This window comes from Phyllobacterium sp. YR620, assembly GCF_900104165.1.
Lineage (GTDB): Bacteria > Pseudomonadota > Alphaproteobacteria > Rhizobiales > Rhizobiaceae > Phyllobacterium > Phyllobacterium pellucidum.
This window is the reverse complement of the sequence record NZ_FNJP01000002.1, coordinates 588,886-615,145: the sequence shown is the minus strand read 5'-3', so window position 1 is coordinate 615,145 and position 26,260 is coordinate 588,886. Positions and strand designations below refer to the sequence as shown.

General features: G+C 59.6%; 26 protein-coding genes. 12 read left to right on the top strand and 14 right to left on the bottom strand.

The genetic code is table 11. The annotated features are described in order from the left end of the window. The first annotated feature begins 19 nt into the window (after window positions 1–19). The gene (locus tag BLR72_RS09770; RefSeq protein WP_091920945.1) at window positions 20–241 is read left to right on the top strand and encodes a hypothetical protein; all 222 of its coding nucleotides are present in this window, start codon (window positions 20–22) and stop codon (window positions 239–241) included. A gap of 32 nt (window positions 242–273) precedes the next feature. Here the strand turns inward: BLR72_RS09770 and BLR72_RS09765 are convergent, their stop codons facing one another. Beyond that, window positions 274–1,026 carry a Crp/Fnr family transcriptional regulator gene (locus BLR72_RS09765; RefSeq protein ID WP_091921560.1) on the bottom strand — a complete coding sequence of 251 codons (753 nt, stop codon included), beginning with the start codon at window positions 1,024–1,026 and terminating at the stop codon, window positions 274–276. 137 nt (window positions 1,027–1,163) lie between these two features. On the opposite strand from BLR72_RS09765, the gene BLR72_RS09760 reads away from it, so the two are divergent. Then, the gene (locus tag BLR72_RS09760) at window positions 1,164–1,580 is read left to right on the top strand and encodes a response regulator (RefSeq protein WP_175492322.1); all 417 of its coding nucleotides are present in this window, start codon (window positions 1,164–1,166) and stop codon (window positions 1,578–1,580) included. Here BLR72_RS09760 and BLR72_RS09755 read toward each other — a convergent pair. Then, entirely contained in the window at window positions 1,563–2,114 is a 552-nt protein-coding gene (locus tag BLR72_RS09755) for an RNA polymerase sigma factor (RefSeq protein ID WP_027231094.1), read from the bottom strand. The genes BLR72_RS09760 and BLR72_RS09755 overlap by 18 nt on opposite strands. An 11-nt stretch (window positions 2,115–2,125) precedes the next feature. Then, on the bottom strand, window positions 2,126–2,329 hold the full coding sequence (locus BLR72_RS09750; protein WP_036813618.1) for a NepR family anti-sigma factor: 204 nt from the start codon (window positions 2,327–2,329) through the stop codon (window positions 2,126–2,128). Window positions 2,330–2,517: 188 nt separating this feature from the next. Here BLR72_RS09750 and BLR72_RS09745 point away from each other — a divergent pair, with 188 nt between their 5' ends. The 3 genes from BLR72_RS09745 to BLR72_RS09735 all read left to right on the top strand — a co-directional run bounded on the left by BLR72_RS09745 (window position 2,518) and on the right by BLR72_RS09735 (window position 5,173). After that, on the top strand, window positions 2,518–3,312 hold the full coding sequence (locus tag BLR72_RS09745; protein ID WP_027231092.1) for a response regulator: 795 nt from the start codon (window positions 2,518–2,520) through the stop codon (window positions 3,310–3,312). Between the two features lie 74 nt (window positions 3,313–3,386). Beyond that, window positions 3,387–3,551 (top strand): DUF1328 domain-containing protein, encoded by a 165-nt coding sequence (locus BLR72_RS09740; protein WP_027231091.1) that lies wholly within the window; start codon window positions 3,387–3,389, stop codon window positions 3,549–3,551. 140 nt (window positions 3,552–3,691) lie between these two features. Next, window positions 3,692–5,173 (top strand): glycosyltransferase family 39 protein, encoded by a 1,482-nt coding sequence (locus BLR72_RS09735; protein ID WP_175492321.1) that lies wholly within the window; start codon window positions 3,692–3,694, stop codon window positions 5,171–5,173. Here BLR72_RS09735 and BLR72_RS09730 read toward each other — a convergent pair. Further along, a complete protein-coding gene (locus tag BLR72_RS09730) occupies window positions 5,115–5,834 on the bottom strand; it encodes a glycosyltransferase family 2 protein (protein ID WP_091947798.1) in 720 nt (239 codons plus the stop codon). The genes BLR72_RS09735 and BLR72_RS09730 overlap by 59 nt on opposite strands. Window positions 5,835–6,096: 262 nt before the next feature. Here BLR72_RS09730 and BLR72_RS09725 point away from each other — a divergent pair, with 262 nt between their 5' ends. The 4 genes from BLR72_RS09725 (at window position 6,097) to BLR72_RS09710 (ending at window position 10,575) form a co-directional block, all read left to right on the top strand. Then, window positions 6,097–7,467, top strand: coding sequence for a murein hydrolase activator EnvC family protein (locus BLR72_RS09725; RefSeq protein ID WP_091947795.1), 1,371 nt, complete (start codon window positions 6,097–6,099; stop codon window positions 7,465–7,467). Further along, a complete protein-coding gene (locus BLR72_RS09720) occupies window positions 7,457–8,782 on the top strand; it encodes a S41 family peptidase (RefSeq protein WP_091947792.1) in 1,326 nt (441 codons plus the stop codon). The genes BLR72_RS09725 and BLR72_RS09720 overlap by 11 nt, the downstream gene beginning before the upstream one ends. Before the next feature lie 192 nt (window positions 8,783–8,974). Continuing rightward, complete coding sequence (locus BLR72_RS09715) at window positions 8,975–10,024, top strand: divergent polysaccharide deacetylase family protein (protein WP_244506668.1); 1,050 nt, start codon at window positions 8,975–8,977, stop codon at window positions 10,022–10,024. A gap of 32 nt (window positions 10,025–10,056) precedes the next feature. Continuing rightward, window positions 10,057–10,575 (top strand): RNA pyrophosphohydrolase, encoded by a 519-nt coding sequence (locus BLR72_RS09710; protein WP_091947786.1) that lies wholly within the window; start codon window positions 10,057–10,059, stop codon window positions 10,573–10,575. 67 nt (window positions 10,576–10,642) lie between these two features. Here the strand turns inward: BLR72_RS09710 and BLR72_RS09705 are convergent, their stop codons facing one another. The 7 genes from BLR72_RS09705 to BLR72_RS09675 form a co-directional block, all read right to left on the bottom strand. Further along, the gene (locus BLR72_RS09705; RefSeq protein WP_027231084.1) at window positions 10,643–11,050 is read right to left on the bottom strand and encodes a F0F1 ATP synthase subunit epsilon; all 408 of its coding nucleotides are present in this window, start codon (window positions 11,048–11,050) and stop codon (window positions 10,643–10,645) included. 73 nt (window positions 11,051–11,123) lie between these two features. After that, on the bottom strand, window positions 11,124–12,719 hold the full coding sequence (gene atpD / locus BLR72_RS09700; RefSeq protein ID WP_091947784.1) for a F0F1 ATP synthase subunit beta: 1,596 nt from the start codon (window positions 12,717–12,719) through the stop codon (window positions 11,124–11,126). An 18-nt stretch (window positions 12,720–12,737) separates the two neighbouring features. Beyond that, the gene (locus tag BLR72_RS09695) at window positions 12,738–13,616 is read right to left on the bottom strand and encodes a F0F1 ATP synthase subunit gamma (protein WP_027231082.1); all 879 of its coding nucleotides are present in this window, start codon (window positions 13,614–13,616) and stop codon (window positions 12,738–12,740) included. A 22-nt stretch (window positions 13,617–13,638) separates the two neighbouring features. After that, window positions 13,639–15,168: a F0F1 ATP synthase subunit alpha gene (gene atpA, locus BLR72_RS09690; RefSeq protein WP_027231081.1), complete on the bottom strand. Its 1,530-nt coding sequence runs from the start codon at window positions 15,166–15,168 to the stop codon at window positions 13,639–13,641. Then, a complete protein-coding gene (locus BLR72_RS09685) occupies window positions 15,168–15,728 on the bottom strand; it encodes a F0F1 ATP synthase subunit delta (RefSeq protein WP_027231080.1) in 561 nt (186 codons plus the stop codon). The genes atpA and BLR72_RS09685 overlap by 1 nt, the downstream gene beginning before the upstream one ends. A gap of 246 nt (window positions 15,729–15,974) precedes the next feature. After that, the gene (locus tag BLR72_RS09680) at window positions 15,975–16,364 is read right to left on the bottom strand and encodes an AGROH133_08824 family phage infection protein (RefSeq protein ID WP_091947782.1); all 390 of its coding nucleotides are present in this window, start codon (window positions 16,362–16,364) and stop codon (window positions 15,975–15,977) included. A 44-nt stretch (window positions 16,365–16,408) separates the two neighbouring features. Beyond that, window positions 16,409–18,592: a primosomal protein N' gene (locus BLR72_RS09675; RefSeq protein WP_091947779.1), complete on the bottom strand. Its 2,184-nt coding sequence runs from the start codon at window positions 18,590–18,592 to the stop codon at window positions 16,409–16,411. Window positions 18,593–18,696: 104 nt separating this feature from the next. On the opposite strand from BLR72_RS09675, the gene fsa reads away from it, so the two are divergent. Next, window positions 18,697–19,350, top strand: coding sequence for a fructose-6-phosphate aldolase (gene fsa, locus BLR72_RS09670; protein ID WP_027231077.1), 654 nt, complete (start codon window positions 18,697–18,699; stop codon window positions 19,348–19,350). Between the two features lie 143 nt (window positions 19,351–19,493). Here the strand turns inward: fsa and lptE are convergent, their stop codons facing one another. Next, complete coding sequence (gene lptE / locus BLR72_RS09665) at window positions 19,494–20,078, bottom strand: LPS assembly lipoprotein LptE (protein ID WP_027231076.1); 585 nt, start codon at window positions 20,076–20,078, stop codon at window positions 19,494–19,496. Next, a complete protein-coding gene (gene leuS / locus BLR72_RS09660; protein ID WP_091947776.1) occupies window positions 20,065–22,683 on the bottom strand; it encodes a leucine--tRNA ligase in 2,619 nt (872 codons plus the stop codon). Before leuS ends, lptE begins: the two co-directional genes overlap by 14 nt. A 131-nt stretch (window positions 22,684–22,814) precedes the next feature. Between leuS and BLR72_RS09655 the strand changes: the two genes are divergently transcribed. Next, window positions 22,815–23,477 carry a YggS family pyridoxal phosphate-dependent enzyme gene (locus BLR72_RS09655; RefSeq protein ID WP_091947773.1) on the top strand — a complete coding sequence of 221 codons (663 nt, stop codon included), beginning with the start codon at window positions 22,815–22,817 and terminating at the stop codon, window positions 23,475–23,477. Here the strand turns inward: BLR72_RS09655 and BLR72_RS09650 are convergent, their stop codons facing one another. Beyond that, window positions 23,478–24,014, bottom strand: coding sequence for a YcbK family protein (locus BLR72_RS09650; protein WP_091947770.1), 537 nt, complete (start codon window positions 24,012–24,014; stop codon window positions 23,478–23,480). Window positions 24,015–24,307: 293 nt separating this feature from the next. Here BLR72_RS09650 and acs point away from each other — a divergent pair, with 293 nt between their 5' ends. Beyond that, window positions 24,308–26,260 (top strand): acetate--CoA ligase, encoded by a 1,953-nt coding sequence (gene acs / locus BLR72_RS09645; RefSeq protein WP_027231073.1) that lies wholly within the window; start codon window positions 24,308–24,310, stop codon window positions 26,258–26,260.

Genomic DNA, 26,260 nt, shown 5'->3' with positions numbered 1-26,260 from the left:
GCATAAAAAGGAGAGACCCATGCTCGAAGCGAACGATATTCTCACCGATGCTGGATTGAGTAGGGAACAGAAAATTGCAAGGCTCAAGGAACTCTTGAGCGAAGCAAGGGGATTGCAAAGAGCGGCCACTGAGGGCGGCATGGACCCGGATGACGGTGTGACGCGCAACCTTCGCGATATTGAACTGGCTCTCGACCAATTGAATGCGGAGCAGCCGGAAGCCGGCGCCGCTACGCTTTAGCGTTTGCAGCGTAACCGACGGCTCCTAACTCGTTAGATGAACGGCCTCGGGATCGAAGACAGCCCTGACCATTTCGAGATTTGGAGCAGTGTTGTCTCGTCGAGCACGTCACAGCCGCGGTCAAGCCAGCGCAAGGCACCGCGACCTGCCAGTTTTTTCAAGGTTTTGTTGGTATGAACGATGGAGAGTCCCAGCGTATCGGCGACATGCTGTTGCCGGAGCGGCATTACCAGTGTATCGCCTTTCACCAAACCGACGCTCTTGGCGCGTTGAAAAAGGAAGGCGAAGAGATAGGCCGCCCGCTCGAGCGCAGTACGCCTTCCGACGCTCAGCAATATCTCATCCAGCATCTGCTCCTCGCGCGATGCTATCCATGTGATGTCGTAAGCAAGGCTTGGGAAATTAGCGAATAAAGTCGGGAGCTTGTCGCGCTGGAAAACGCACAGGATCATAGGCGACAGTGCCTCGATCGAATGAGACATCTCCCGCATAAGCGATCCTTGCAAGCCAATGAGATCACCAGGAAGAACATAGTTCAGGATCTGCCGGCGGCCGTCCTCGAGCATCTTGTAGCGAAAACCCCATCCGGATAGGACCGTGAAAAGATGCGCGCTGTTGGCTCCCTCGACAAGCACGGTGGTGCCGGTATCGGCCACGAGTTCGCCCGTCTTGAAGGTCGATAAAAAATCTATCTCATCCTTTTGATGCGGCTGCAGGTGCGCAAAACCCTGCAAAGGGCATTTGTCGCACGGGTATTGCCGTGCTGTCGATGCGGCTGTGTTCATGCCCATATCCCCGTTCGGATTTACGCTACCACGATGCCGGTAAATTGCGCGTGCGATCTTTGCAATCGGTATGTCTTAGTTAAATGACACACGTCATCACTCCGCTCATAACGGCTCCCCGAAAAGGAGCAAATGAGATGGAAATGACCGGCATGCGGATTCTGGTCCTGGAAGATGAATATCTGATAGGGTTGGATCTTGAACGCATAGCAGAAGAATCTGGGGCGCAGTCGGTACAACTTATTGCAACTGTTGGTGAATTGCAGGCTCAGATCGCCAACGAGACCGACTATGATCTGGCTATTCTTGAGGTTCAGGCGCGTGGTGTTTCGTCGCTTGATTCGGCTGCCGAAATGCAGCGCCGCGGCCTGCCGATCGTTTTCACCACTGCCTATGACAGCCAGGCCAACGGGGTTCCAGGTTTTCCCGACATTCCCGTTGTCGCCAAGCCCTATGGAAAAGCGCAAATTCTTCAGGCAGTCGCCAAGGCGCTGGCCAACTCCCAGCGCAATTCCACCTCGCGCCGAAACGGCGCCTCAGGCGAATTTGTTTGATGTGACCTGCGTCGCGATTGAATCCGGGCCATAATCGACCTCGCCCTGAACTTCGAGAAGTTCCTGCAATCGCGTACGCGCACGGCTCACGCGGCTCTTGATCGTTCCGACCGCGCAACCGCAAATATCGGCTGCCTCCTCGTAGGAGAATCCGGAGGCGCCGACGAGAATGATAGCTTCACGCTGATCGTCGGGGAGTTTGTCGAGGGCCTTGCGAAAATCCTGGAGGTCCAGCGATCCGTACTGCGCCGGATGGACCGAGAGCTGTTCGGTGAACGTGCCATCGGAATCCTGCACCTCACGACCACGCTTGCGCATCTGGCTGTAGAATTCGTTGCGCAGGATGGTAAACAGCCAAGCCTTGATGTTGGTGCCGGGCTCAAAGGAGTCCTGCTTGGCCCAGGCCTTCATGATCGTATCCTGCACAAGGTCATCGGCCCTGTCGGGATTGCCAATGAGTGATACAGCGAATGCGCGCAGCTTTGGCAGCGACGCAATCAAGTCTCTCTTAAAATCAGTCGATTCGTGGACCATTCACCAGCCTGCTATTCAGGGGTTTGCGCGTGGTTGCGTTCAGCCTCGTCAAGCTTCTCGAGCAAGTCCAGAAAACGAGCCGGAATCTCTTCCTCCTGTACGGATGCATAAAGCGCACGTAGCTTCAATCCAATCTCAGTCTCGGCATTCCTTATATCGCGGCGACGGACCCGCGCTTTTTCAGGCGCGTCAATTGAGGATTTTCTTGCGTTCATTCGTAGGATCTTTGCTGTTGGCGCAGAGCGAATTCGGATTCATCCAATAAGTTAAGCACATTAGCAGTGATAATTCTTCACGAGAGGAAAAGTTCCGTTGTCGGGAACTTTTTTTTTGCGAATGTGTTTCTGTTCGTCGCTTATATCAGGCCGGCTCATCATATTCACCGGAGAACAGGGAACTCACTATGTCATTATCCACCCGGATAGCCCCACACTTGCCTTACCTTCGCCGATTTGCGCGTGCCATCACCGGCTCGCAGTCATCGGGCGATGCCTACGTCGCAGCGACCCTTGAAATTCTCATTGCCGACGTTTCCTTGTTCCCGAGTGCCGGGTCGGACCGTGTCAGCCTTTACAAGCTGCTGGTCAAACATTTTAATTCGGTCAATGTTCGCCCGCTGGAACTGCAGTCGGAATATGGATGGGAAAAACATGCGGCCGCCAACCTCACGTCGATAGCGCCAAAGGCACGCCAGGCTTTCCTGCTGATCAGTCTCGAAGGCTTCAGCAAGGCCGAGACCATGGAAATTCTCGATGTCGATGAGGGCGAACTCTACGAGCTTCTCGATGAGGCATCGGTCGGAATCTCCAAGCAGATTGCTACCGACATTCTCATCATTGAAGACGAACCGCTGATCGCCATGGATATCGAGCATATGGTTGACAGCCTGGGCCACCGCGTGGTCGGCATTGCCCGAACCAAAGACGAAGCCGTTTCGCTCTACGCTTCAACCAAGCCGAGCATGATTCTTGCCGATATTCAGTTGGCCGATGGAAGTTCGGGCATTGATGCCGTCAACAACATCCTCAGCCAGGATGCGGTTCCGGTCATTTTCATCACCGCATTCCCCGAACGTTTGTTGACCGGAGAGCGTCCCGAGCCGACGTTCCTTGTTACCAAGCCGTTCAACCCAGACATGGTCAAGGCGCTGATCACCCAGGCTCTCTTCTTCAAGGAAAGCAGCAAAGCTAAAGCATAACGACAACGCTACGCAGCAGGGAACCAAATCTTGTTCAATCCGTTACACCCCCGACGAGATAGGGAGAACGCTAAATGCTTTACTATGCTGTAATTTTTCTGATCATTGCGCTTGTCGCCGGTGCGTTGGGATTTGGTGGTATTGCCGGTGCTTCCGCCGGTATAGCCCAGATAATCTTCTACGTGTTCCTGGCACTGCTTTTGATCTCGCTCATCGCAAGCATCATCAGGCGCGCCTAAGTTTCGCCTGGGTAGCGCCAAAGCCGCCGGCCACAAGCCGGCGGTTTTCTTTTGCGTGACAGCTCCGAAAATCTCGTCCGAAAACTTGCGGGAACCGCAATTCCTGTAGTACTCACGGCTGCATGACACGTGAAGCGCGATTGTTCCGGCGAAAATTCGATCTTGCCTGGCTCGATGGCGCACCGATCAAATGGTCCAAGCTCGCCAAGCGCATTCCCGCCGCGATCGTCGTCTACATTACCGCCCTTATTCTCTTGCGCCTTTCCCTCTCCCGCTTCATGGAAATCGACGAGGCGCAGTTCGTCGGCGAAGTCTATCTCGCCTGGAATTACGGCAACTCTCATCCGCCCCTCTATAACTGGCTCGTTCGTCTGGCTTTGGAAATCACGCATTGGAACTGGGTCTTTTCGGTTGCGCTCGTCAGGCTATCCCTCCTTGGTCTCTACCATTGGCTTTGCTTCGACGCCGCTCGCCGACTTGCGGGGGATCGCGCCGGTATTCTGGCAATCACCGCCTCGGCCTTCCTGCCTCAGATCGTCTGGATGTCGATCCAGACCACGGCTCATACGATTCTCGTCATGGTTGCTGCCATAGGCATCGTCCATGCCTTTGCCATGATAAGGGCGGGGCGCGGGGCGGTCGGTTTTGCCTGGTTCGGCTTTTGGGCCGCGGCAGGCGCCCTTGCGAAGTATAATTTCTTTATATTCCTTGTCAGTTTTCTGATCGCGGCCGCATTGACGCCCGGTCTTCGCCGCCAGCTGTTCCGGCGCCAAATCTGGCTGTCAGTGGCCATTTTTGTCGTAAGTTTTGCCCCGGTCGTCATTGCCTCGCTGCGCGCTCCTCTGTCGGCAACCGCCGGGCGGATGGAAAAGCTCGCGAGTTCGATCGATTACCTGTTGGTGTTCGATGTGCCGCACCTCGGGATCGACGGACTGCTCAGCCTTGGAATGTCCACGGCGCTGTGGGCGGGGCCGGCCCTTGTCATCTTCATCATCGGCAGAACCCGCGATCATCCGCGTCCCGCACCCGACGGCGATGCGGAGGTGCGCGTCCTTCTCCTGCGCACCGTGCTGATCGGTCTCGCCGCCTTCGCAACGCTGGTGCTCGCCGGCGATTATCATTCGGTGGCCGAGCGATACATGGCGCCGATCCTGGCGCCGACCGCCATCCTGCTTGCGCTCTACCTGCCGCAGGTTCTGGGAGCCCGCAACCTTCTGGCGATTGCCGGTTTCGTCTACATCCTTGCGCCAGTCGCCGTCGCATATATCGCCTTGTTCGAAACGCCCCGCTTCACCTTTCCGTTTGATGCGGTAGCCCTTTCCATCCGCGCGCAGGATCCAACACCAGCGCGCATTATCTCAAACCGGCAAGATGATGCCGCCAATGTTGCGGTGCAACTGCATTGGCCGCCGGAACAAGGGTCGGCGAAAGATGTCGTCCTGGTCTGGCATGGGGATGAACCCGCACCGCCTTCTGCAGACTTTCCAGCCGATGCCATGCTCCTCGGGCCTGCCGTGCGGGTCACTGCGCCGGTCAGGAACTTCAGCGGTCAGCTCCGAACCTTTAATTTCCAGCGTTATTCAGTCGCGCCACAGACCCAGGTTCCGAATAGCGGCGGATAAGCCAGAACACGCCGACTGTATCGAGGAAGGCGACCGCAGCCCGGTCGAAGAACCCGTACTTGGAAACGCCCGAGCGCCGGGGCCGATCCTCAACATCCACCTCGACGACCGGCAGCCCCGCCCGGCGGGTCAGGGCCGGCAGGAAACGATGCATATTGTCGAAATATGGCAGACCCTGCGCAAGGTCCCGCGGCAGGACCTTGAAACCACAGGCTGTGTCCTTGCAGTCGTCCTTCAGCAAACGCCGGCGCACGAAATTGGCAAATTTGGAGGTGAGGAGTTTCACAACGCCATCATTGCGCCGTTTGCGAATACCGGCAAAAAGAGCCGGCTCCGCGTTGGAAATGCGCAGCCAGAGCCGGGCCAGATCCTTCGGGTCGTTTTGGCCGTCACCGTCGAGGGTTGCGACCCACCGACCGGAGGCTGCGCGAAATCCCGTGACAAGCGCCCGCGACTTCCCGGTACGCCGTTCGTGGCGCAGCACATAGGCGCGGTTCCCCGCCGCCAGCGCCTCTTCTGCCGAACTGTCAGAGGATCCGTCATCGATCACGATGATCTCATAATTCGGTCCGCTCGCGAGCGCCGCGTCGATCTCCTTGATCAGCGCGCCGATGTTTCCGGCTTCATTGTGCACAGGAATGATTATGGTCAGATCAGTCATCACGCTAGCCATTGTGGACCGGCGAGCACGTTCAGCGAACCGCGTCGGTGGCATTCACATAGAGTGTTTCCCTTGCGATGAGAAGCGGTTACGTGACTTCTTCTATGCCGGCCCCGCCGACGCCGGTGCATCGCCGCAATTCCGCCATGCCTTTTTTGCTACAAATGCGCAGCTTTCGACGCGGCTGGTTTATGGTTAATACTTCATTAATCGAAGTCTCCCTAGAGTCGGGAACAAACCATACGCATGTCCCGGTCCGACAATGATTTTTGAGGCATCAAAGGCAGTTTTCCACCCGCGCAGGCTTGGCCTGACGTGTACGGCCCTTTTTGCCTTCGCCCTCTGGTGCACCTCGCCTGCCCGCGGCCAGGAGACCCCGCCAGCTCCTACGGCGCCTGCCGCCGAGTCGCTCGACGCGCGGCGCGTTCAGTCGCTCAAGGAGCTTGAGGATCTCACCAGCCAGATCTCGCTTTCCTCGGAACGCGTCTCGGCGCTCGACAATGAAATCGCCGGGCTGAAGAAGGACCAGACGACAATCACCGCGGCGTTGATCCAGTCAGCGCAAACCGAGAAGAAGCTGACACAGGACATAGCGGGCTTCACCAACAAGCTGGCTGATCTGCGCGGTCAGGAAGACAGCGTGCGCACCTCATTGAGACAGCGGCGTGGCGCGCTGGCGGAAGTGCTTGCAGCACTCCAGCGCATGGGCCTCAGCCCCCCGCCAGCCCTGCTCGTTCGTCCCGATGATGCCCTCGCCTCGGTTCGAAGCGCCGTCCTGCTTGGCGCTGTTGTCCCGGAAATGCGCCAGCAGACCGAAGTCCTTATCGCCGACCTGAAAGAACTCGACCGGGTCAAAAACTCGATTGCGGAAGAGCAGACGCGCCTGACAGCTGCTCTTTCAAGCCAGGCCGAGGAAAAGAAGCGGCTCGACCTTCTGCTGGCGGAAAAGCAGAAGTTGCAGACGACGTCCGAAGAAACACGCATGGCCGAACAGGCAAGGTCGGAGGAACTGGCGAAGCGCGCGACATCGCTGCGCGATCTCATTGCCTCGCTTGAAAAGGACATGCAGGAGGTCCAGAAAGCCGCCAGCGCCGCCAGCGCCCAGGAACAGCAGAAGCTCCAGGCAAGCCAACAGCGCGCCGACGATTTTGCCGCCAACCAGAACCGCCTTTCGGCCCAGGTCAACTTTGCGTCTTTAAAAAGCCATCTGGCCCTGCCAGCAGCGGGGAAACTTGTTAAGCATTTTGGCGATGACGATGGCCTTGGTGGCGTCCTGCAAGGTGACACGCTCGAGACCCTCCCGGGGGCGACCATAACGGCGCCGATGGATGCTGTCGTCCTTTATGCCGGCGCATTTCGTTCCTATGGTCAGCTCTTGATACTTGATGCCGGGAATGGATATCATGTCGTCTTGGCGGGCATGAAGAAAATCAATGTCTCCCAAAATCAGTTTGTTCTGGCGGGAGAGCCGGTCGGTGTGATGAACGAGCAACTAGTTGCCAGTACGGCACCCGTTCCGATGGGAAATGGAGCTCCAATGCTTTACATTGAGTTCCGAAAGGATACAAAACCTATTAATCCCGCCCCCTGGTGGGCGGATCGGCTTGCTGGAAGGACCGCAAATGATACGTAGGCTAACGCTTCTCATGGCTGGCGCACTGATGGGCGCAACAGCGATGGTCGTTGTGCAGGGTGCTCTGCCCACAACCGCTGCAGAAGCTGCGGGTACCGACACCTACAAACAGCTTTCAATTTTTGGTGATATCTTCGAGCGTGTACGCGCCCAATATGTCACTCCGCCGGATGACAAGAAGCTGGTCGAAAGCGCCATCAACGGCATGCTGACCTCGCTTGATCCGCATTCATCCTACATGAATGCCGAGCAGGCGCAGGACATGCGCGTTCAGACCAAGGGCGAATTCGGCGGCCTCGGCATCGAGGTCACCATGGAGAACGAACTCGTCAAGGTTATCGCCCCCATCGAGGACACCCCGGCCGCCAAGGCTGGCGTTCTTGCCGGCGATTATATCTCGCAGATTGACGGTACTGATGTTCGCGGCCTGACGCTGACCGACGCGGTCGACAAGATGCGCGGCGAAGTGAACACGCCTATCGAACTGACCCTCATCCGCCAAGGCGCTGACAAGCCGATCAAGCTCACGATCGTCCGCGACGTGGTCAAGGTGAAGGCGGTCAAGTACCGTGTTGAGAACGATGTCGGCTATGTCCGCGTCATCTCGTTCACCGAGCAGACCTTCGATGACTTGCAGAAGGCGATCAAGGACATCCAGAGCAAGGTTCCGAACGACAAGCTGAAGGGCTTCGTCCTCGACCTGCGCCTCAACCCGGGCGGCCTGCTCGATCAGGCTGTTGCGGTCTCCGATGCCTTCCTCGACAAGGGAGAGGTGGTCTCGACCCGTGGCCGCGATCCACAGGATATCACCCGGTTTGATGCCCGCCCGGGCGATCTCACCGACGGCAAGCCGCTTATCGTTCTCATCAACGGCGGTTCGGCAAGCGCGTCTGAGATCGTCGCCGGTGCGTTGCAGGATCACCGTCGCGGCACCGTGCTCGGCACCCGCTCGTTCGGCAAGGGTTCGGTCCAGACGATCATCCCGCTCGGCGAAAATGGCGCGCTTCGCTTGACGACGGCGCTGTATTACACGCCGGCCGGCAAGTCGATCCAGGGCAAGGGCATCGTTCCCGATATCGCCGTCGAGCAGCCGCTGCCCGATGAACTCAAGGGCCAGGATATCACCCGGGGTGAATCCGATCTCAAGGGCCATATCAAGGGCGTGCAGGAAGATGCCGAAGGTTCGGGCTCCATCGCCTATGTGCCGCCGGATCCGAAGGATGACCTTCAGCTGATCCAGGCGCTGAAGCTCCTGCGCGGCGAACAGGCCAATGCGGCCTTCCCGGCCGACCCCAAGAAGGGCGTGCCAAACTAGTATGACGACATATGGGGCCAGGCGATCAGCAAGCAGTCTGGCCCCATATTCTCACCGCCAATATTTCCTCTCTTTCCTCCATCTCTCCGGCCCTCACGCGTGAACGTCGACCTCAACCGGCCGCTGGGAAAAAACAGCAAACGGCCAAGACAATCCGGCAATCTAACACCAGGACGCTGGCTACCGCCTCTTTTGGTAGCCACCTGTATCGTCGGACTATCTTCCCTGATTTCGTTCACCAGCCATCAGGGCTTCCGCAATCCCGCGCCGGAACCCGAGAAGCCGCAGGTCGCTGAGGTACCTCCGCCGCCCGCCCCGCCAAGTGCTGCTCCGACACCACCGCAGACTGCGAACAATCTTTCCGGCAAGGTCATCTCCCCCGAAGGAGGGCCGAAGGTGATCGTGGTCGGCGATCCAAACAAGCGCACGCAGGACCCGCGCACGGCACACATTCCCGAACAGGACTTGATCGAGCAGTCGCCGCAAGGCCCTCTCCCGACCATCGCGCCTGACGGCAGGCGTCCGCTCGACGTCTATGCCCGGCCCTGGTCAGGTGCACGCGGTGCGCGTGTCGCAATCGTGATCGGCGGTCTCGGGCTTTCGCAGACCGGTTCGCAGAATGCCATTCGCGCATTGCCCGGTGAGGTGACTTTGGCCTTCTCGCCAGAGGGCAACAGCCTCGGCCGGTGGATGCAGGCGGCCCGCCAGGATGGCCATGAAATCCTGATGCAGATCCCGCTCGAACCCTTCGACTATCCGCGCGTCAATCCCGGTCGCAACACGCTGACGGTGGATGCAGCGGCGCCGGCGACGCTTGAAAACCTGCACAAGACGATGGGGCGTATTACCAATTATACCGGCGTTATGAACTATATGGGCGCTCGCTTCACCGCCGACGCCAACGCCATGACGCCTGTCATCCAGGATGTGGCGAGGCGCGGCCTGCTTTACCTCGACGATGGTACATCGGCACGCAGCACGGCTGACGCGATCGCAGGACAGCAGGGCGCGCCCTTCGCGGCATCCGATGTCCTTATCGATGCGTCGCAGGATCGTGGCAGCATCTTGAAAAAGCTCGATGAACTCGAGCGCATCGCCCGTGCCAAGGGCAGCGCCATCGGCACCGGTTCTGCCTTTGACGTCACGGTCGAGGCGGTAACGTCATGGGTTAATGAAGCCAAGGCACGCGGCATCGAGATCGTTCCCATCTCGGCCCTTGTCCGCGATCCCCAAAACGGCTAGCAGGGCGGCAGCAAGCATTTGGAGGTCTCGCCATGAGCAAGAAGCCGGTCGATCCACAATCCCTGCCTTACCGGCCCTGTGTCGGCATCATGGTTCTCAACAAGGAGGGCCTCGTCTGGGCTGGCCATCGCATCATGATACCGGGCGATGAAATGGATGGTGCAACGCAACTCTGGCAGATGCCGCAAGGCGGCATCGACAAGGGCGAGGAGCCGGAACCCGCTGCCCTGCGCGAACTCTACGAAGAAACCGGCATGAAGAGCGTTTCATTGCTGGCGGAAGCGCCGCACTGGATCAATTACGAACTGCCGCCACATCTCGTCGGCATCGCGCTCAAGGGCAAATACCGCGGGCAGACGCAGAAGTGGTTCGCCTACCGCTTTGAAGGTGACGCAAGCGAAATCGCCATCAACCCGCCTCCGGGCGGCCATACCGCCGAATTCGATGAATGGGCCTGGAAACCCATGACGCAATTACCCGATCTCATCGTGCCTTTCAAGCGCAAGGTCTATGAAGAGGTCGTTGCAGCATTCCGGCATCTGAACGGCTAGTAAATTTAATGAAAAAAGCGGGCACTTGGCCCGCTTCTAAACTTCCAAATTGAAGCGGACAAGAGCTTCAGGCGGCCTTGATGGCTTCCTCGAGCGTCGTTAGCTGGCCCAGAAGATCTTCCAGGCGGGCGCGTTCTTCGCGCGTCGTCGCATCCTCGAAATCTTCCTTCGCGTCCTTGATCCGGCGCTGCAATTCATCAGCCTTTATATCGGTGACGTGCACCGCCGACTCCGCGAGGAGGGTGCATCCATCGGGCGTCACGTCAACGAAACCGCCGAAGACGACATAGCTGTCCGGCTTGCCGTCCGCCATCTTTACGGTGACAACGCCGGGCTTCACGGTTGCCATCAGCGGCGCATGGTGCGCCATGACCGTCATGTAGCCTTCCGTGCCCGGAACCACGACTTCAATGACCTGTTCCGAAAGGAGCAGGCGCTCTGGCGATACGAGTTCGAACTGGAAGGCTTCTGCCATGATATTCACTCAATTCCCGTGGTCTTGATCGAGATGGACAAGGGCGGGCCGGAGCCCGCCATCAGTCTCTGGATCAGGCAGCTTCCGCTGCCAGGCGCTGTGCCTTCTCGATGGCTTCATCGATCGAGCCAACCATATAGAAGGCAGCTTCCGGCAGGTGATCGTAGTCGCCGTTGCAAAGGCCCTTGAAGCCCTTGATCGTGTCGGCGAGATCGACCAGCTTGCCCGGCGAACCGGTGAAGACTTCAGCAACGAAGAACGGCTGCGACAGGAAGCGCTCGATCTTGCGGGCGCGGGCAACAACCAACTTGTCGTCTTCGGAAAGTTCGTCCATGCCAAGGATGGCGATGATGTCCTGGAGCGACTTGTAGCGCTGCAGGATCGACTGAACCTGACGAGCAGTCTGGTAGTGCTCTTCGCCGACGATGATCGGATCGAGCATGCGCGATGTCGAGTCGAGCGGATCCACGGCCGGGTAGATACCCTTTTCCGAGATGGCGCGGTTAAGAACCGTCGTCGCATCAAGGTGGGCGAAGGATGTTGCCGGCGCCGGGTCGGTCAAATCGTCGGCGGGAACGTAGATCGCCTGAACCGACGTGATCGAGCCCTTGTGGGTCGTGGTAATGCGTTCCTGCATCGCGCCCATGTCGGTCGCAAGCGTCGGCTGGTAACCCACGGCGGACGGGATACGTCCGAGCAGGGCCGACACTTCAGAACCCGCCTGGGTGAAGCGGAAGATGTTGTCCACGAAGAACAGAACGTCCTGGCCCTGGTCGCGGAAATGCTCGGCCACCGTCAGGCCCGAAAGGGCAACGCGGGCGCGCGCACCTGGCGGCTCGTTCATCTGGCCATAGACCAGCGCGGCCTTGGAGCCGGCACCGCCGCCTTCCTTGTTCACGCCGGATTCGATCATTTCGTGGTAAAGGTCGTTGCCTTCACGCGTACGCTCGCCAACGCCGGCGAACACCGAATAGCCACCGTGCGCCTTGGCGACGTTGTTGATCAGTTCCATGATGAGAACGGTCTTGCCGACGCCTGCACCGCCGAAGAGGCCGATCTTGCCGCCGCGAGCATAGGGAGCGAGGAGATCGACAACCTTGATGCCCGTCACGAGGATCTGGGCTTCGGTCGACTGCTCGACATATTCCGGTGCCGACTGGTGGATGGCGCGGGTCACCTTGGTGTTGATGGGACCCGCTTCATCAACGGGTTCGCCGATGACGTTCATGATACGGCCGAGCGTCTCGTCGCCGACGGGAACCATGATCGGCGAACCGGTGTCATAGACCGGCTGGCCGCGGACGAGACCTTCGGTCGAGTCCATGGCGATCGTGCGAACGGTGTTTTCGCCGAGGTGCTGCGCCACTTCGAGAACCAAGCGGTTGCCGAGGTTGTCGGTTTCGAGCGCGTTGAGGATCAATGGCAGATTGCCATCTTCAAACGCAACGTCGACGACGGCGCCAATGACCTGGCTGACGCGGCCGGCTGCGCCGCTGGCCTTCAGCGTCGCCTTCGGTGCGACAGCCTTGGGAGCAGCGGTCTTTGCTGCGGGCTTCGCAGCGGCTTCTGCCTTTGCGGCCGCCGCCTTTGGTGCAGCTGCCTTTGCGGGCTTAGCTGCTGACGCAGCCGGCTTGGCTGCGGGTGTCTTCGGGGTCGCTGCTTTTGCCATCGATCCTTACCTTCGCGATTAGAGCGCTTCCGCGCCCGAAATGATTTCGATCAGTTCCTTGGTGATCTGGGCCTGACGCTGGCGGTTGTACGACATCGTCAGCTTGTTGATCATGTCGCCGGCATTGCGGGTTGCATTGTCCATGGCGGACATGCGCGCACCCTGCTCCGACGCCGCGTTTTCAAGGAGAGCGCGGAAAACCTGGACGGAAATATTGCGCGGAATGAGGTCACCCAGAATGGATGCCGGATCCGGCTCATATTCGTAGACTGCGTCGCCTGCGCTTTCCGGTTCAACTTCGCTGATGGAGTTGGCCGGTATGAGCTGCTGGGCGGTCGGGATTTGTGCGATCACCGACTTGAATTCCGAGTAGAACAGCGTTGCCACATCGAAGCCGCCCTCGTTGTAGAGCGCGATGATCTTGTGGCCGATTGCATCGGCATTGGCAAAGCCGACCTGCTTCACTTCGCGAAGATCGACGTGGTCGATGATATGGCGACCGAGATCACGGCGTAGAATGTCAGCGCCCTTCTTGCCGACCGTCAGGATCTTGACGGTCTTTCCGTCGGCGATCAGCCGGCGGGCATGATCGCGCGCCAGACGCACGATCTGCGCATTGAAGCCGCCACAAAGGCCGCGTTCGGAAGTGCACACGACGAGCAGATGCACATCGTCCTTACCAGTTCCGCTCATCAGCACCGGCGCATCGGCGCCGTCGACGTTGGAGGCGATGTTGGCCAGCACCGCAGCCATGCGCTGCGAGTAGGGGCGAGCCGCCAACGCAGCGTCCTGCGCACGACGCAGCTTCGCCGCGGCGACCATCTGCATCGCCTTGGTGATCTTCTGCGTCGCCTTGACCGAGGCGATCCGGTTTCTCAGATCCTTTAACGAAGGCATCCGTTCATCCCGTCAATGAAGTTTAAGCGAAAGACTTGGCAAAGGCATCGACTGCTGCCTTCAGCTTGCCCTTGGTGTCGTCGCTGATCTGCTTCTCCTTGGCGATCGTCTCGAGAATGTCCTTGTTCTCGGTACGCAGCCAGGTGAGGAGGCCGTGCTCGAACTTGCCGACCTGATTGACGGCAAGCTTGTCGAGATAGCCATTGACGCCGGCAAAGATCACCGCAACCTGCTCTTCCGTCTTCAGCGGCGAGAACTGCGGCTGCTTCAGGAGTTCGGTCAGGCGTGCACCGCGATTGAGAAGGCGCTGCGTCGAAGCATCGAGGTCGGAGCCGAACTGCGCGAACGCCGCCATTTCGCGGTACTGCGCAAGCTCACCCTTGATCGAACCTGCAACCTGCTTCATCGCCTTGATCTGTGCGGCCGAACCAACGCGGGAAACCGAGAGGCCGACGTTAACGGCCGGACGGATACCCTGGTAGAAGAGGTTCGTTTCGAGGAAGATCTGGCCGTCGGTGATCGAGATCACGTTGGTAGGAATATAGGCCGAAACGTCGTTCGCCTGGGTCTCGATGACGGGGAGCGCGGTCAGCGAACCGGCACCGTTTTCGTCATTGAGCTTGGCCGATCGCTCGAGCAGACGGGAATGGAGGTAGAAAACGTCGCCAGGATATGCTTCGCGGCCCGGCGGGCGGCGCAGCAGCAGCGACATCTGGCGGTAGGCGACAGCCTGCTTCGACAGATCGTCATAGCCGATCAGCGCGTGCATGCCATTGTCGCGGAAATATTCGCCCATCGTGCAGCCCGCAAATGGAGCGAGGTACTGCATCGGCGCCGGATCGGAGGCGGTTGCAGCAACGACGATCGAATATTCGAGAGCGCCACGCTCTTCGAGGATCTTCACGAACTGCGCAACAGTCGAACGCTTCTGACCGATGGCGACATAGACGCAATAGAGCTTGTCCGTCTCATTGCCGGCATCGTGAGCCGGCTTCTGATTAAGGAACGTGTCGAGAATGATCGCGGTCTTGCCGGTCTGGCGGTCGCCGATGACGAGCTCGCGCTGGCCGCGACCAACCGGGATGAGGGCGTCGATGGCCTTGAGGCCGGTCGACATCGGCTCATGCACCGACTTGCGCGGGATGATGCCCGGCGCCTTGACGTCGACGCGGGAGCGCTGCGTCGCCTTGATCGGACCCTTGCCGTCGATCGGATTGCCGAGCGCGTCAACAACGCGGCCGAGCAGTTCCTTGCCGACGGGAACGTCAACGATGGCGCCGGTACGCTTGACGGTGTCGCCTTCCTTGATGTCACGATCGGAGCCGAAAATAACGACGCCGACATTGTCGCTTTCAAGGTTCAGGGCCATGCCACGGGTGCCGCCCGGGAACTCGACCATCTCACCGGCCTGAACATTGTCCAGACCATAGACGCGGGCGATACCGTCACCGACGGACAGAACCTGGCCGACTTCGGAGACTTCTGCCTCCTGGCCGAAATTCTCGATTTGCTTTTTCAGGATTGCGGAAATTTCCGCGGCGCGGATGTCCATCAGCCGACCTCTTTCAGTGCAAGCTTAAGCGAAGAAAGTTTTGTGCGAAGTGAAGTGTCGATCTGGCGCGACCCCATCTTGACGACGAGGCCTCCGAGGATCGACGGATCAACGGTGACATTGATTGTCACGTCCTTGCCGGCGACGCTTTTCAGCGTGGCCTTCAATTCATTTTCCTGCGCTGCCGTAAGGGCATGCGCGGAAGTAACGTCCGCTGCGATTTCACCGCGATGGGCGGCGGCAATCTGGCGGAACGACTGGATCATGGATGGTACGGCGAAGAGGCGGCGATTTTGCGCGGCGACGCGCAAGAAATTGCCGACCAGCCCGCCGATCTTGGCCTCGGCCAGGATCGCGGAGATCGCGCGCACCTGATCGCCGGACGAGAATACGGGGCTCGCAACCAGACGCTTCAGATCGGGACTGCCATTGACCAAAGCCTCGAAGCGATCGAGATTCTTTTCGACCTCGGCAAGCGAATTCGCTTCCAGCGCAAGTTCGAACAACGAACCCGCGTAACGCTGGGCAACACCGGAAATGAGCGACGTAGTTTCTGCCACGAACGACAAGCTCTCTGGTTTGAAGCCAAAAATCAGGAAACCGGAAGGAAGTTTTCGGTCAAATCTTTGGCATTATTGATTTTTTTACCGCCTTGGGTGAAGCCCTGAAGCTGCCTTAGACGTGATTTGAATGCCGTCTAGCATAGGAAGACAGGACTCGCAACACGCGAATCCGCTAAATGAGGAGGCAGAATCGCCGCAGCTCCGGATAATTATGAGTAAGCAATTCCACTAATGCTCGGCGGCTCAGGCGACAAAGCCGAAGGCAAATAGAAGCGGACCTGCTGCAAGCAGCAGTTCAACGACGACCCAGGCCCAGTTGTACGGCTTGTTGCCGCCGTCGGACATCATCGAAATCAGCCGGCCGAAGACCGTGAAGCCCCAGGAAACGCCGAGCGCGATCCAGAGAAAAGGTTGTGCAAATACAAGGGCGCTAAGTCCAAGTCCGAGGTAGAAGCCCGCGAATGTCGCACGGATTTCGGAAAGCGCCTCGGGGCGCTCCGGCTTCGTCTGCAAGCGCATTATCCTCATGGCAACGCGCGGCGCAAAGAACAGGACCAGCCCGAAGACGACGGTGATGGCCGCCGACAGCCATGCCATCCATTCGCCCTGACTTGCCGGCCAATAGAGTTCCATGATCCCCTGCCCCTTCCGCCGAAGCGTTAACCGCGATGCAGATCTTATAGAAAGCTTTGCGGATCGATATCAACCTGCACCCGCGTCGATCCCCGTTCTTTTGGCCCATCCGCCAGCATGACGCGGATGAAGCCCTGAATATCCGATTTGCGTGTGCCGTGGACGAGGAGACGGAAACGATGCCGCCCGCGCACAAGGGCAAGCGGCGCCTCCGCCGGTCCGAGGACGCTGATCTGATCCGATGCCGGTGCTGCCCGGCGCAAGGCCCGCGCATGCGTCTCCGCTTCCTGGCGCGTCGCTGCCGAAATGATCAGCGACCCGAGCCGGCCGAAGGGTGGCAGGCTTGAGCGTTCGCGCTCTTCGATCTCGCGCTCGTAAAAGGCTTTTGCATCGCCCGAAACGATGGCGCGCATCACCGGATGATCCGGCTGGTAGGTCTGCAAAAGGCCGAGGCTCTTCTTGCCCGTGCGTCCCGCGCGGCCTGTCACCTGGCTCAACAGCTGGAACGTGCGCTCGGCGGCGCGGGGGTCGCCATTGGCAAGCCCGAGATCGGCGTCGACGACGCCGACCAGCGTCATGTTCGGGAAATTGTGCCCCTTGGCAACGAGCTGCGTGCCGATGACGATGTCGGCCTCACCCTTGGCGATCGCGTCAAGCTCAAGCCGCAGGCGCTTGACGCCCATGAGATCGGACGACAGCACGATGATGCGGGCGTCCGGAAAGGTCTTTTCCACTTCCTCGGCGATCCGCTCGACGCCCGGCCCGCAGGCAACGAGGTGATCGAGCGTTCCGCAGGAGGGACAGGCTTCCGGGCGCGCCTCATGGTGTCCGCATTGGTGGCAGATGAGTTGGCCGCGAAAGCGGTGCTCGACCAGCCAGCTCGAACAATCCGGGCACTGGAAGCGGTGGCCGCACACCCGGCAGAGCGTCAACGGTGCATAGCCTCGCCGGTTGAGGAAGAGCAGCGACTGTTCCTTGCGCTGCAATGTCTGATTGATCGCTTCGACGAGCGCGGGCGAGAGAAACCCGCCCGGTCGTGGCGGCGACCTGCGCATGTCGATGGATTTCAGATCCGGCATTGCCGCCTCGGCATAGCGCCCGGAAAGGCGGATGCGTTTGTACCGGCCCTGATTGGCGTTGACCTGACTTTCGATCGACGGCGTGGCCGACGCAAGTACGATCGGGAAGCCGCCGATATGGCCGCGCACCACCGCCATGTCGCGGGCATTGTAGCAGACGCGATCTTCCTGCTTGTAGGCGGGATCGTGCTCCTCGTCGACGACGATCAGCCCCAGTTCCTGGAATGGCAGGAACAACGCTGACCGCGCGCCGGCAATGACACGCACCTGGCCCTCCATGACCTGTCGCCAGACCCGCTCGCGCATGCGCGGCGCAAGATCGGAATGCCACTCCGCCGGCTTGGTGCCGAAGCGATCATGGAAGCGATCGAGAAACTGCTGCGTCAGCGCAATTTCCGGAAGCAGGATCAGGACCTGCTTGCCCTGCTCGATGGCTTTGGCCACCGCCTCGAAATAGACTTCGGTCTTGCCGGAGCCGGTCACACCGTCAAGTAGCGACACCGAGAAACTTGCGGACGCCACGGCTTCAACGAGCTGATCCGCCGCCTCGCTTTGGTCGCCTGAAAGCGACGCCTTGGCATAGTCGACATCGGGAGCGGCAACGACGGGGCGCGCCGGGATCATGACCTGTTCGAATACGCCTTGCGCCACCAGACCGTCGATTACGGTTGCCGAGACGCCTGCCGCGTGGGCAAGCCCCGTGCGCGTCCATGCCATGCCGCCTTCAGCAAGCTCGAGCACGCGGGCCCGAGCCCCGGTCATGCGGTCAGGTTCACGGCCGGCAAAGCGCAAGCCCGGCACAGGCGGCTCGGGATCGAAAGCCGCGGGCACGCGCAGCACCATGCGCGCCACCATGCCGGGTGGGGACAGTGTATAATCGGCGGCCCAGCGCATGAAGCGCAGCATGCCGTCGTCCACGGGCGGACAATCGAAAAGCTCGGATATGGGCCGCAATTTCTTCGCATCGATGCTGTCAGTCGTGCCGTCCGTGACGATGCCTGCAACTTCGCGCGGACCGAGCGGCACCCGGACGATTGACCCGGCCCTGACGTCCATGCCGTCCGGGACGGCGTAGCTGTAGGGCCGCTCTGCCGGCATCGGCACAAGCACGGGAACGGTTTTTTGCGGGATGAACGAATCCTGACTCATATATACGTGACCTTGGCGCGCCTTTCGGATAAAGAAAAGTCACTTTCCGGGAGATAGAATTGATCTCTCATTTAGACACCCGCATATCAGGAAGGAATGTTCCCATGAAATTCTTTGTCGATACCGCCGACGTGAAGGAAATCCGCGAGCTCAACGATCTCGGATTGCTCGATGGCGTGACCACCAATCCTTCGCTGATCCTCAAGTCCGGTGGCAGCATCATCGAAGTCACCAAAGAAATTTGCAGCATCGTCAACGGCCCGGTATCCGCCGAGGTCGCGGCAACCGAGTATGAGCAGATGATGAAGGAGGCCGCAGTGCTCTCCCGCATCGCCGACAACATCTGCATCAAGGTCCCGCTCACCCTCGACGGCCTCAAGGCCTGCAAGGCCCTGCGCTCCGATGGCCATCTCGTCAATGTGACGCTGTGCTTCTCCGCCAACCAGGCACTTCTTGCCGCCAAGGCCGGCGCCACGTTCATCTCGCCATTCATTGGCCGCATCGACGATACCGGCATCAATGGAATGGAACTGATTTCCGAGATCCGAACCATCTACGACAATTACGATTACCAGACGCAGATCCTTGCCGCCTCTATCCGCACAGTTAACCATGTCAAGGAAGCCGCTCTGATCGGTGCCGACGTCGCTACGGTTCCGCCGGCAACGCTGAAGGCATTGGTCAAGCACCCGCTGACCGACAAGGGCCTTGAGACTTTCCTTGCCGATTGGAAGAAAACGGGCCAGTCGATCGCCTGATCAGTCGCATTTTCAGTGACGCCCGCCTGTTTGCAAGACCGGCGGGCGTTTTTTTGGGCGCCCACGCGGCGCGCATCCGGTTAGGGGCAGGAATCATGAACGGTACGCCCGGCCGTCGCCGAGCGAGGTCATGCGCAGTATGACTATTGGTTCTTCGTCAGATCCTGGGCAACGCTGAGCTGAATCGCCTGCGCAACCTCCGCCGCCGCACGATTATAAGCATCGCGATAGGCTCGCTGGACAGCAAACTGCTGTCTTGGCGCATCGTAGCCCGCATTTACAAGACGGCTGCCGCGGCCGATGACCTGACCGTCCGACACGCGCGTCAGAACGTAGTTGCCAGTCATGCGGATGGAGCCTGCGGTTGGCTGACCCGATTTGTCATTGGTCGCATTCTGGATCAGCGCCAGTGAAATGTTCTGCGAAGCAATGGCGAGTTGGAGCGTATAGGCGACATGGGTCGGCTCGCCCGCACCGCCACCGAAGAGGAAGATCAGGTTGTTGCGTACTTCCTGGGTGACGCGATCGCCCGCCGGATTGACCGACACGGTCGCGAGCCGGGAGCGGACGCTGCCCGAGACGCCGGCGGCCGTGCTGCCGACCGGACCGGGATCGGAGTAGAGCGGCCGCACCTGGCAACCGCCTGCAATCAATGCCAAGCCGAGAACGCAGAAGGGAAGCAGCCGCTTGACGACGGAACCCGGCTGAAAACGATCAGGCAACGACATTGATGATCCTCTGCGGTACGATAATGACCTTCTTCGGTGAATTGCCATTCAGCGCGGCCTTGACGAAATCAAGCGCGAGGGTGGCCTTTTCGACCGCCAATTGATCCGCATCGCGGGCAATTGTCAAATCGCCGCGCTTCTTGCCATTGATCTGAACCGGCATGGTCACATCGTTCTCGATGATCAACGTCTCGTTGTATGACGGCCACGGTTGATGAGCCACAAGATCTGCGCCGCCGAGTGCCTTCCAGCACTCCTCGGCAAGGTGCGGCATCATCGGCGCGATCATTGCAATCAACATGGCCGTCGCTTCGCGGCTTGCTGCGATCGTCGCCATGTCAGCCTCGCCCGCCGCCACCTTTTGCAGAGAAGGCGCCAAGGTGTTGACGAGCTCGTAAAGGCGCGCGACGGCCTTGTTGAAGTTCAGCTTCTCGATATCTTCGCCGACAGCCTTGACAGTCCGGTGCGCCGCTTTCGAAATCGCCAAAGCCTCGCCTTCGGTCGCGGCTGCGGCATCGACCGTCTTCAACGTCTCGGCCGCTTCCGAAATCAGGCGCCAGACGCGCTGAACGAAGCGATGCGCGCCCTCGACGCCGGATTCGGTCCAGATTACGTCGCGTTCCGGCGGCGAATCCGACAGCATGAACCAGCGCGCGGTATCCGCGCCGTAGGAAGCGATGATGTCATCCGGATCGACCACGTTTTTCTTCGATTTCGACATCTTCTCGATCGAGCCTATCTCGACCTCTTCGCCTGTAGCAATCAGCGTTGCGCGGCGCGCGCCATCCGTCTCCTCGACCCGAACGTCAGCTGGCGTGACCCAGCCGTCCTTGCCCTTGTAGGTCTCGTGGACGACCATGCCTTGCGTGAACATGCCCTTGAACGGTTCACTGATATCGAGATGACCGGCCACCTTCATCGCCCGTGTGAAGAAACGCGAGTAGAGAAGGTGCAGGATCGCGTGCTCGATGCCGCCGATATACTGATCGACGGGCAGCCAGTGATTCGCGACCTTGGGCTCGGTCGGCTCCTCGGCCCAAGGAGCGGTGAAGCGTGCGAAATACCATGACGAGTCGACGAAGGTATCCATCGTGTCGGTCTCGCGTCGTGCGGGCTTGCCGCATTGCGGGCAGTTGACGTGCCGCCAGGTCGGATGACGATCGAGCGGATTGCCCGGCCGGTCGAATTCGACGTCGTCCGGCAGCTTGACCGGCAGGTCGGCCTTCGGCACCGGGACAACGCCACAATCATCGCAATGGATCATCGGGATTGGGCAGCCCCAGTAACGCTGCCGGGAAATGCCCCAGTCGCGCAGGCGGAAATTGATCTTGCGCTCGCCCTGCGGGCGGTTGCCGACCGTCTGCTTTTCCAGCCGCCGCGCCACCTCGTCGAAAGCTTCGGCTGGCGACATCCCGTCAAGGAAGCGCGAATTGATCATGACGCCGTCATCGACATAGGCGGTTTCGGTGATCTGGAACGTGGCCGCGTCGGCGTCCTTCGGCATAACCACCGGCACGACCGGCAGGCCATACTTGTTGGCAAAGTCGAGGTCGCGCTGGTCACCTGACGGACAACCGAAAATCGCACCGGTGCCATAGTCCATCAAGACGAAATTCGCGACGTAGACCGGCAGCTTCCATTCCGGGTCGAACGGATGCATGACGCGCAAGCCGGTGTCGAAGCCCTTCTTCTCGGCGGTTTCGAGCGCAACGACCGAGGTGCCCGCATGGCGACATTCCTCGTTGAACTGCGCGAGCGCCGCGTTGTTTTCGGCGGCTTTCTTCGCCAGCGGATGGTCGGCGGCAATGGCTATGAAGGACGCGCCGAACAGCGTATCGGGCCGCGTCGTGTAGACCTCGACCTCGCTCTCGCCTTCGACGTGCGACTGCTTGTCCAACGCCCAGCGGATCAGCATGCCCTCAGACTTGCCGATCCAGTTGCGCTGCATCAGGCGCACCTTTTCCGGCCACTGGTCGAGGCCATCGAGGGCGCCCAGCAGTTCCTCGTTGAAGTCGGTGATCTTGAAGAACCACTGTGTCAGCTCGCGCTGCTCGACAAGAGCGCCGGAGCGCCAGCCGCGACCGTCGATGACCTGCTCGTTGGCAAGGACCGTCATGTCCTCTGGGTCCCAGTTGACCTTGGACGACTTGCGCGTCACCAGGCCCTTCTCGACGAAATCGAGGAAGAGCATCTGCTGGCGGTGATAATATTCGACATCGCAGGTGGCGAACTCGCGCGACCAGTCGAGCGACAGGCCCATGGACTTGAGCTGATCGCGCATCGTCGCGATGTTCTGGTAGGTCCAGGTCTTCGGATGAACCTTGTTCTGCATGGCGGCGTTTTCGGCCGGCATGCCGAAAGCATCCCAGCCCATTGGATGCAGCACATTGAATCCCTTGGCGCGCTTGTAACGTGCAACGACATCGCCCATCGCATAGTTGCGCACATGGCCCATGTGAATGCGGCCCGAGGGGTACGGAAACATTTCGAGGACGTAGTAAGGATCACGAGGATCGTCATTGTTCGTCTCGAAGAGCCTGGCGTCGTTCCAAACTCTCTGCCAATGCTTCTCGGCTACACGGGGATTATAGCGTTCGGTTGCCATGAACGGGATTCTCTTGCAAAGGATAGTGATGCGGGGACCTTCACCATGGATTGGTGGGACCGTCAACCACTTGAAGCTGAAGGAGCCCGTGAAATCGGGCCGTCAGGCGATAAATAGGACTGAACCAGCCAATGCCCAATGCCGTCGATCAACTTTTTGCCGTCAGGGACGCTATTCACAAGGCTGAAGCGGAAGCGGGTCGCCCGGAAGGCGCCGTCACGCTTGTCGCCGTGTCGAAAACCTTCGGCGAGGAAGCGATTCGTCCCGTGCTCGAATCCGGCCAGCGCGTCTTTGGCGAAAACCGCGTCCAGGAGGCGCAAGCGAAGTGGTCGGTCCTGCGCGGTGAATTTCCGGATATCGAACTCCACCTCATCGGGCCGCTCCAATCCAACAAGGCCGAGCAGGCAGTGGCGCTTTTCGATGTGATCGAGACGGTCGACCGCGAAAAGATCGCCGATGCCCTTGCCAAGGAAATGCAAAAGCAAAACCGGTTTCCTCGCCTCTATGTCCAGGTGAACACCGGTTCTGAACCGCAGAAGGCGGGCATAGATCCAAAAGAGGCGGTAGCGTTTGTCAAGCATTGCCGCGAAGTTCGCGGCCTCCAGATCGAGGGCCTGATGTGCATTCCGCCGGCCGATGAGAATCCCGGCCCGCACTTTGCCCTGCTTGAAAAGATCGCCCGGCAGGCCGGAGTCGACAAGCTTTCCATGGGCATGTCCGGTGACTACGAGCTCGCCATCGGCTTCGGCGCGACATCAGTCAGAGTCGGTTCCGCGATTTTCGGAACTCGGTAATTACCAGCTGCGGCGCGGTCCGGTATCGATGTGATAATAGCCGGCCGGATAGCGTTTCAACCCGCCGACGTCACCGCTGGACGACAGATGACTCATGAGGCCGGACGAGCCGCCGTGGACCCGGAAATCCACCGCCTGGCAGCTCAGGTGGTAGGATTGGTCCTTGCCGCCAACGCGATTGTTGCGCGTGCGTGTGCGCACGGTCGAGTTTACCGTGATCGGCCCATACTTGGCGGAAACGCGGCTCAGCACGTTCTTCAGCCTTTCGGGAACGCATTTCGACGGCGCCTTGTAGTCTATATAGGCCTTGCCGCGCGGCATGGCCGCCAATACCAGCGGACTGATCTTGTCGAATACCGAATCCTTGAGCAGATGCGCATGCTCCTCGCCGAAAAGCTTTGCGCCGATACGGTCCTGCGGATTGGATGGCGCGGGGAGCGTGCCGGCGCCTGCCGGAATGGCAAGGCTAAAAGCGGCTAGGGTGAACCATGTGAATTTTGCGCGTGACGCAACGCTGCGCAAGACAGTTATTCGCATTCCTCGATCCTTGGTGCGGCGCCGGAAATAACATTTCTTCAGCGCCGTTAGTTTGTCCTCCCAGGTCAAGGCAGCGACCCTATAAGCCGAAATGTGGTCAAAATGGACCGATTTCGCGATAAAACGCCACCGAGATCGATATTGGCCGCTGCAGAATGCGACCGAACGCCATGCCCTCAGGGCCAATTCGGATATTTACGCATTGATTTGCTTGGTGGTAATGAACCTGTGCGCCTCCCGCCCGGGGAGGTATCCGGGTGGAGGCCCGATATTTAAGATTCTGGAGGAAATTGATGTCCGAGAAGGTTTATCCGGTGCTGGCAAGCGCGAAGAAAAACGCGCTCATCGACAATGATACCTATCTCAGCTGGTACAAGCAGAGCATCAAGGACCCCGAAAAGTTCTGGGCCAAGCACGGAAAGCGCATCGACTGGTTCAAGCCCTTCACCAAGGTCAAGAACACCTCGTTCGAGGGCAAGGTTTCGATCAAATGGTTCGAGGATGGCGTTACCAACGTTTCCTATAACTGCATCGACCGTCACCTCAAAAAGCGCGGTGATCAGGTCGCGATCATCTGGGAAGGCGACAATCCCTATCTCGACAAGAAGATCACCTATAATGAGCTTTACGAGCAGGTCTGCCGCCTCGCCAATGTCCTGAAGAAGCACGGCGTCAAGAAGGGCGACCGGGTGACGATCTACATGCCGATGATCCCGGAAGCGTCCTATGCGATGCTTGCCTGCGCGCGCATCGGCGCGATCCACTCCGTCGTCTTCGGCGGCTTCTCCCCCGATGCGCTCGCGGGCCGTATCGTCGACTGCGAATCCACATTCGTGATCACGGCCGATGAGGGCATGCGCGGCGGCAAGCCGGTGCCTCTTAAGGAAAATACCGATAAGGCGATCGACATTGCGGCGCGCCACCACGTCATGGTGAAGAACGTACTCGTCGTACGCCGGACCGGCGGCAAGACCGGCTGGGCCAGCAATCGCGACCTCTGGTATCACGATGAGATTGCCAGCGTTAAGGCGGAATGCAAACCTGAAAAGATGAAGGCTGAGGATCCGCTTTTCATCCTTTACACCTCTGGCTCGACCGGCAAGCCCAAGGGCGTGCTGCACACGACCGGCGGCTACCTGGTCTATGCCTCGATGACGCACGAATATGTCTTCGACTACCATGACGGCGACATCTACTGGTGCACCGCCGATGTGGGCTGGGTAACCGGCCATTCCTACATTGTCTACGGCCCGCTCGCCAACGGCGCGACGACGCTGATGTTCGAGGGCGTGCCCAACTACCCTTCGGTATCGCGGTTCTGGGAAGTCATCGACAAGCACAAGGTCAACATCTTCTACACCGCCCCCACCGCTATCCGCGCGCTGATGAGCGCCGGTGACGAACCGGTCAAGAAGACATCGCGCAAATCGCTGCGCATCCTCGGCTCGGTTGGAGAGCCGATCAATCCGGAAGCCTGGGAATGGTATTATCAGGTGGTGGGCGACAAGCGCAGTCCTGTCGTCGATACCTGGTGGCAGACGGAAACCGGCGGCATCCTCATCACGCCGCTGCCCGGCGCAACGCCGCTCAAGCCGGGCTCGGCCACAAGGCCGTTCTTTGGCGTGCAACCGCAACTGGTCGATAATGAGGGTGACGTGCTCGAAGGCGCGGCCGATGGCAACCTCTGCATCACCGATTCGTGGCCGGGGCAGATGCGCACGGTCTACGGCGATCACAAGCGCTTCATCGAAACCTATTTCTCCACCTATAAGGGCAAGTACTTTACCGGCGACGGCTGCCGGCGTGACAAGGACGGCTATTACTGGATCACCGGTCGCGTCGATGACGTTCTCAACGTCTCGGGACACCGCATGGGAACGGCCGAGGTAGAGTCCGCGCTTGTCTCCCATGATACGGTCTCGGAAGCGGCCGTGGTCGGCTATCCGCACGACCTCAAAGGCCAAGGCATATATTGCTATGTAACGCTGATGTCCGGACTCGAGGGTAGCGACGATTTGCGCGCCGAGCTGGTCAAGCATGTGCGCAAGGAGATCGGCCCGATCGCCACGCCAGACAAGATACAGTTTGCGCCGGGCCTGCCGAAGACCCGTTCCGGCAAGATCATGCGCCGCATCCTGCGCAAGATCGCAGAAGATGATTTTGGCGCGCTCGGCGACACCTCAACGCTTGCCGACCCGGCCGTCGTTGATGACCTGATCGCCAATCGCCAAAACCGCAAGGGCTGA

Bases quoted from the DNA above. Each gene is read 5' to 3' on its own strand.
- BLR72_RS09770 (WP_091920945.1), top strand. From the start codon at position 20: ATGCTCGAAGCGAACGATATTCTCACCGATGCTGGATTGAGTAGGGAA.
- BLR72_RS09765 (WP_091921560.1), bottom strand. From the start codon at position 1,026: ATGAACACAGCCGCATCGACAGCACGGCAATACCCGTGCGACAAATGC.
- BLR72_RS09760 (WP_175492322.1), top strand. From the start codon at position 1,164: ATGGAAATGACCGGCATGCGGATTCTGGTCCTGGAAGATGAATATCTG.
- BLR72_RS09755 (WP_027231094.1), bottom strand. From the start codon at position 2,114: ATGGTCCACGAATCGACTGATTTTAAGAGAGACTTGATTGCGTCGCTG.
- BLR72_RS09750 (WP_036813618.1), bottom strand. From the start codon at position 2,329: ATGAACGCAAGAAAATCCTCAATTGACGCGCCTGAAAAAGCGCGGGTC.
- BLR72_RS09745 (WP_027231092.1), top strand. From the start codon at position 2,518: ATGTCATTATCCACCCGGATAGCCCCACACTTGCCTTACCTTCGCCGA.
- BLR72_RS09740 (WP_027231091.1), top strand. From the start codon at position 3,387: ATGCTTTACTATGCTGTAATTTTTCTGATCATTGCGCTTGTCGCCGGT.
- BLR72_RS09730 (WP_091947798.1), bottom strand. From the start codon at position 5,834: ATGACTGATCTGACCATAATCATTCCTGTGCACAATGAAGCCGGAAAC.
- BLR72_RS09725 (WP_091947795.1), top strand. From the start codon at position 6,097: ATGATTTTTGAGGCATCAAAGGCAGTTTTCCACCCGCGCAGGCTTGGC.
- BLR72_RS09720 (WP_091947792.1), top strand. From the start codon at position 7,457: ATGATACGTAGGCTAACGCTTCTCATGGCTGGCGCACTGATGGGCGCA.
- BLR72_RS09710 (WP_091947786.1), top strand. From the start codon at position 10,057: ATGAGCAAGAAGCCGGTCGATCCACAATCCCTGCCTTACCGGCCCTGT.
- BLR72_RS09705 (WP_027231084.1), bottom strand. From the start codon at position 11,050: ATGGCAGAAGCCTTCCAGTTCGAACTCGTATCGCCAGAGCGCCTGCTC.
- atpD (WP_091947784.1), bottom strand. From the start codon at position 12,719: ATGGCAAAAGCAGCGACCCCGAAGACACCCGCAGCCAAGCCGGCTGCG.
- BLR72_RS09695 (WP_027231082.1), bottom strand. From the start codon at position 13,616: ATGCCTTCGTTAAAGGATCTGAGAAACCGGATCGCCTCGGTCAAGGCG.
- atpA (WP_027231081.1), bottom strand. From the start codon at position 15,168: ATGGACATCCGCGCCGCGGAAATTTCCGCAATCCTGAAAAAGCAAATC.
- BLR72_RS09680 (WP_091947782.1), bottom strand. From the start codon at position 16,364: ATGGAACTCTATTGGCCGGCAAGTCAGGGCGAATGGATGGCATGGCTG.
- BLR72_RS09675 (WP_091947779.1), bottom strand. From the start codon at position 18,592: ATGAGTCAGGATTCGTTCATCCCGCAAAAAACCGTTCCCGTGCTTGTG.
- fsa (WP_027231077.1), top strand. From the start codon at position 18,697: ATGAAATTCTTTGTCGATACCGCCGACGTGAAGGAAATCCGCGAGCTC.
- lptE (WP_027231076.1), bottom strand. From the start codon at position 20,078: ATGTCGTTGCCTGATCGTTTTCAGCCGGGTTCCGTCGTCAAGCGGCTG.
- leuS (WP_091947776.1), bottom strand. From the start codon at position 22,683: ATGGCAACCGAACGCTATAATCCCCGTGTAGCCGAGAAGCATTGGCAG.
- BLR72_RS09655 (WP_091947773.1), top strand. From the start codon at position 22,815: ATGCCCAATGCCGTCGATCAACTTTTTGCCGTCAGGGACGCTATTCAC.
- BLR72_RS09650 (WP_091947770.1), bottom strand. From the start codon at position 24,014: ATGCGAATAACTGTCTTGCGCAGCGTTGCGTCACGCGCAAAATTCACA.
- acs (WP_027231073.1), top strand. From the start codon at position 24,308: ATGTCCGAGAAGGTTTATCCGGTGCTGGCAAGCGCGAAGAAAAACGCG.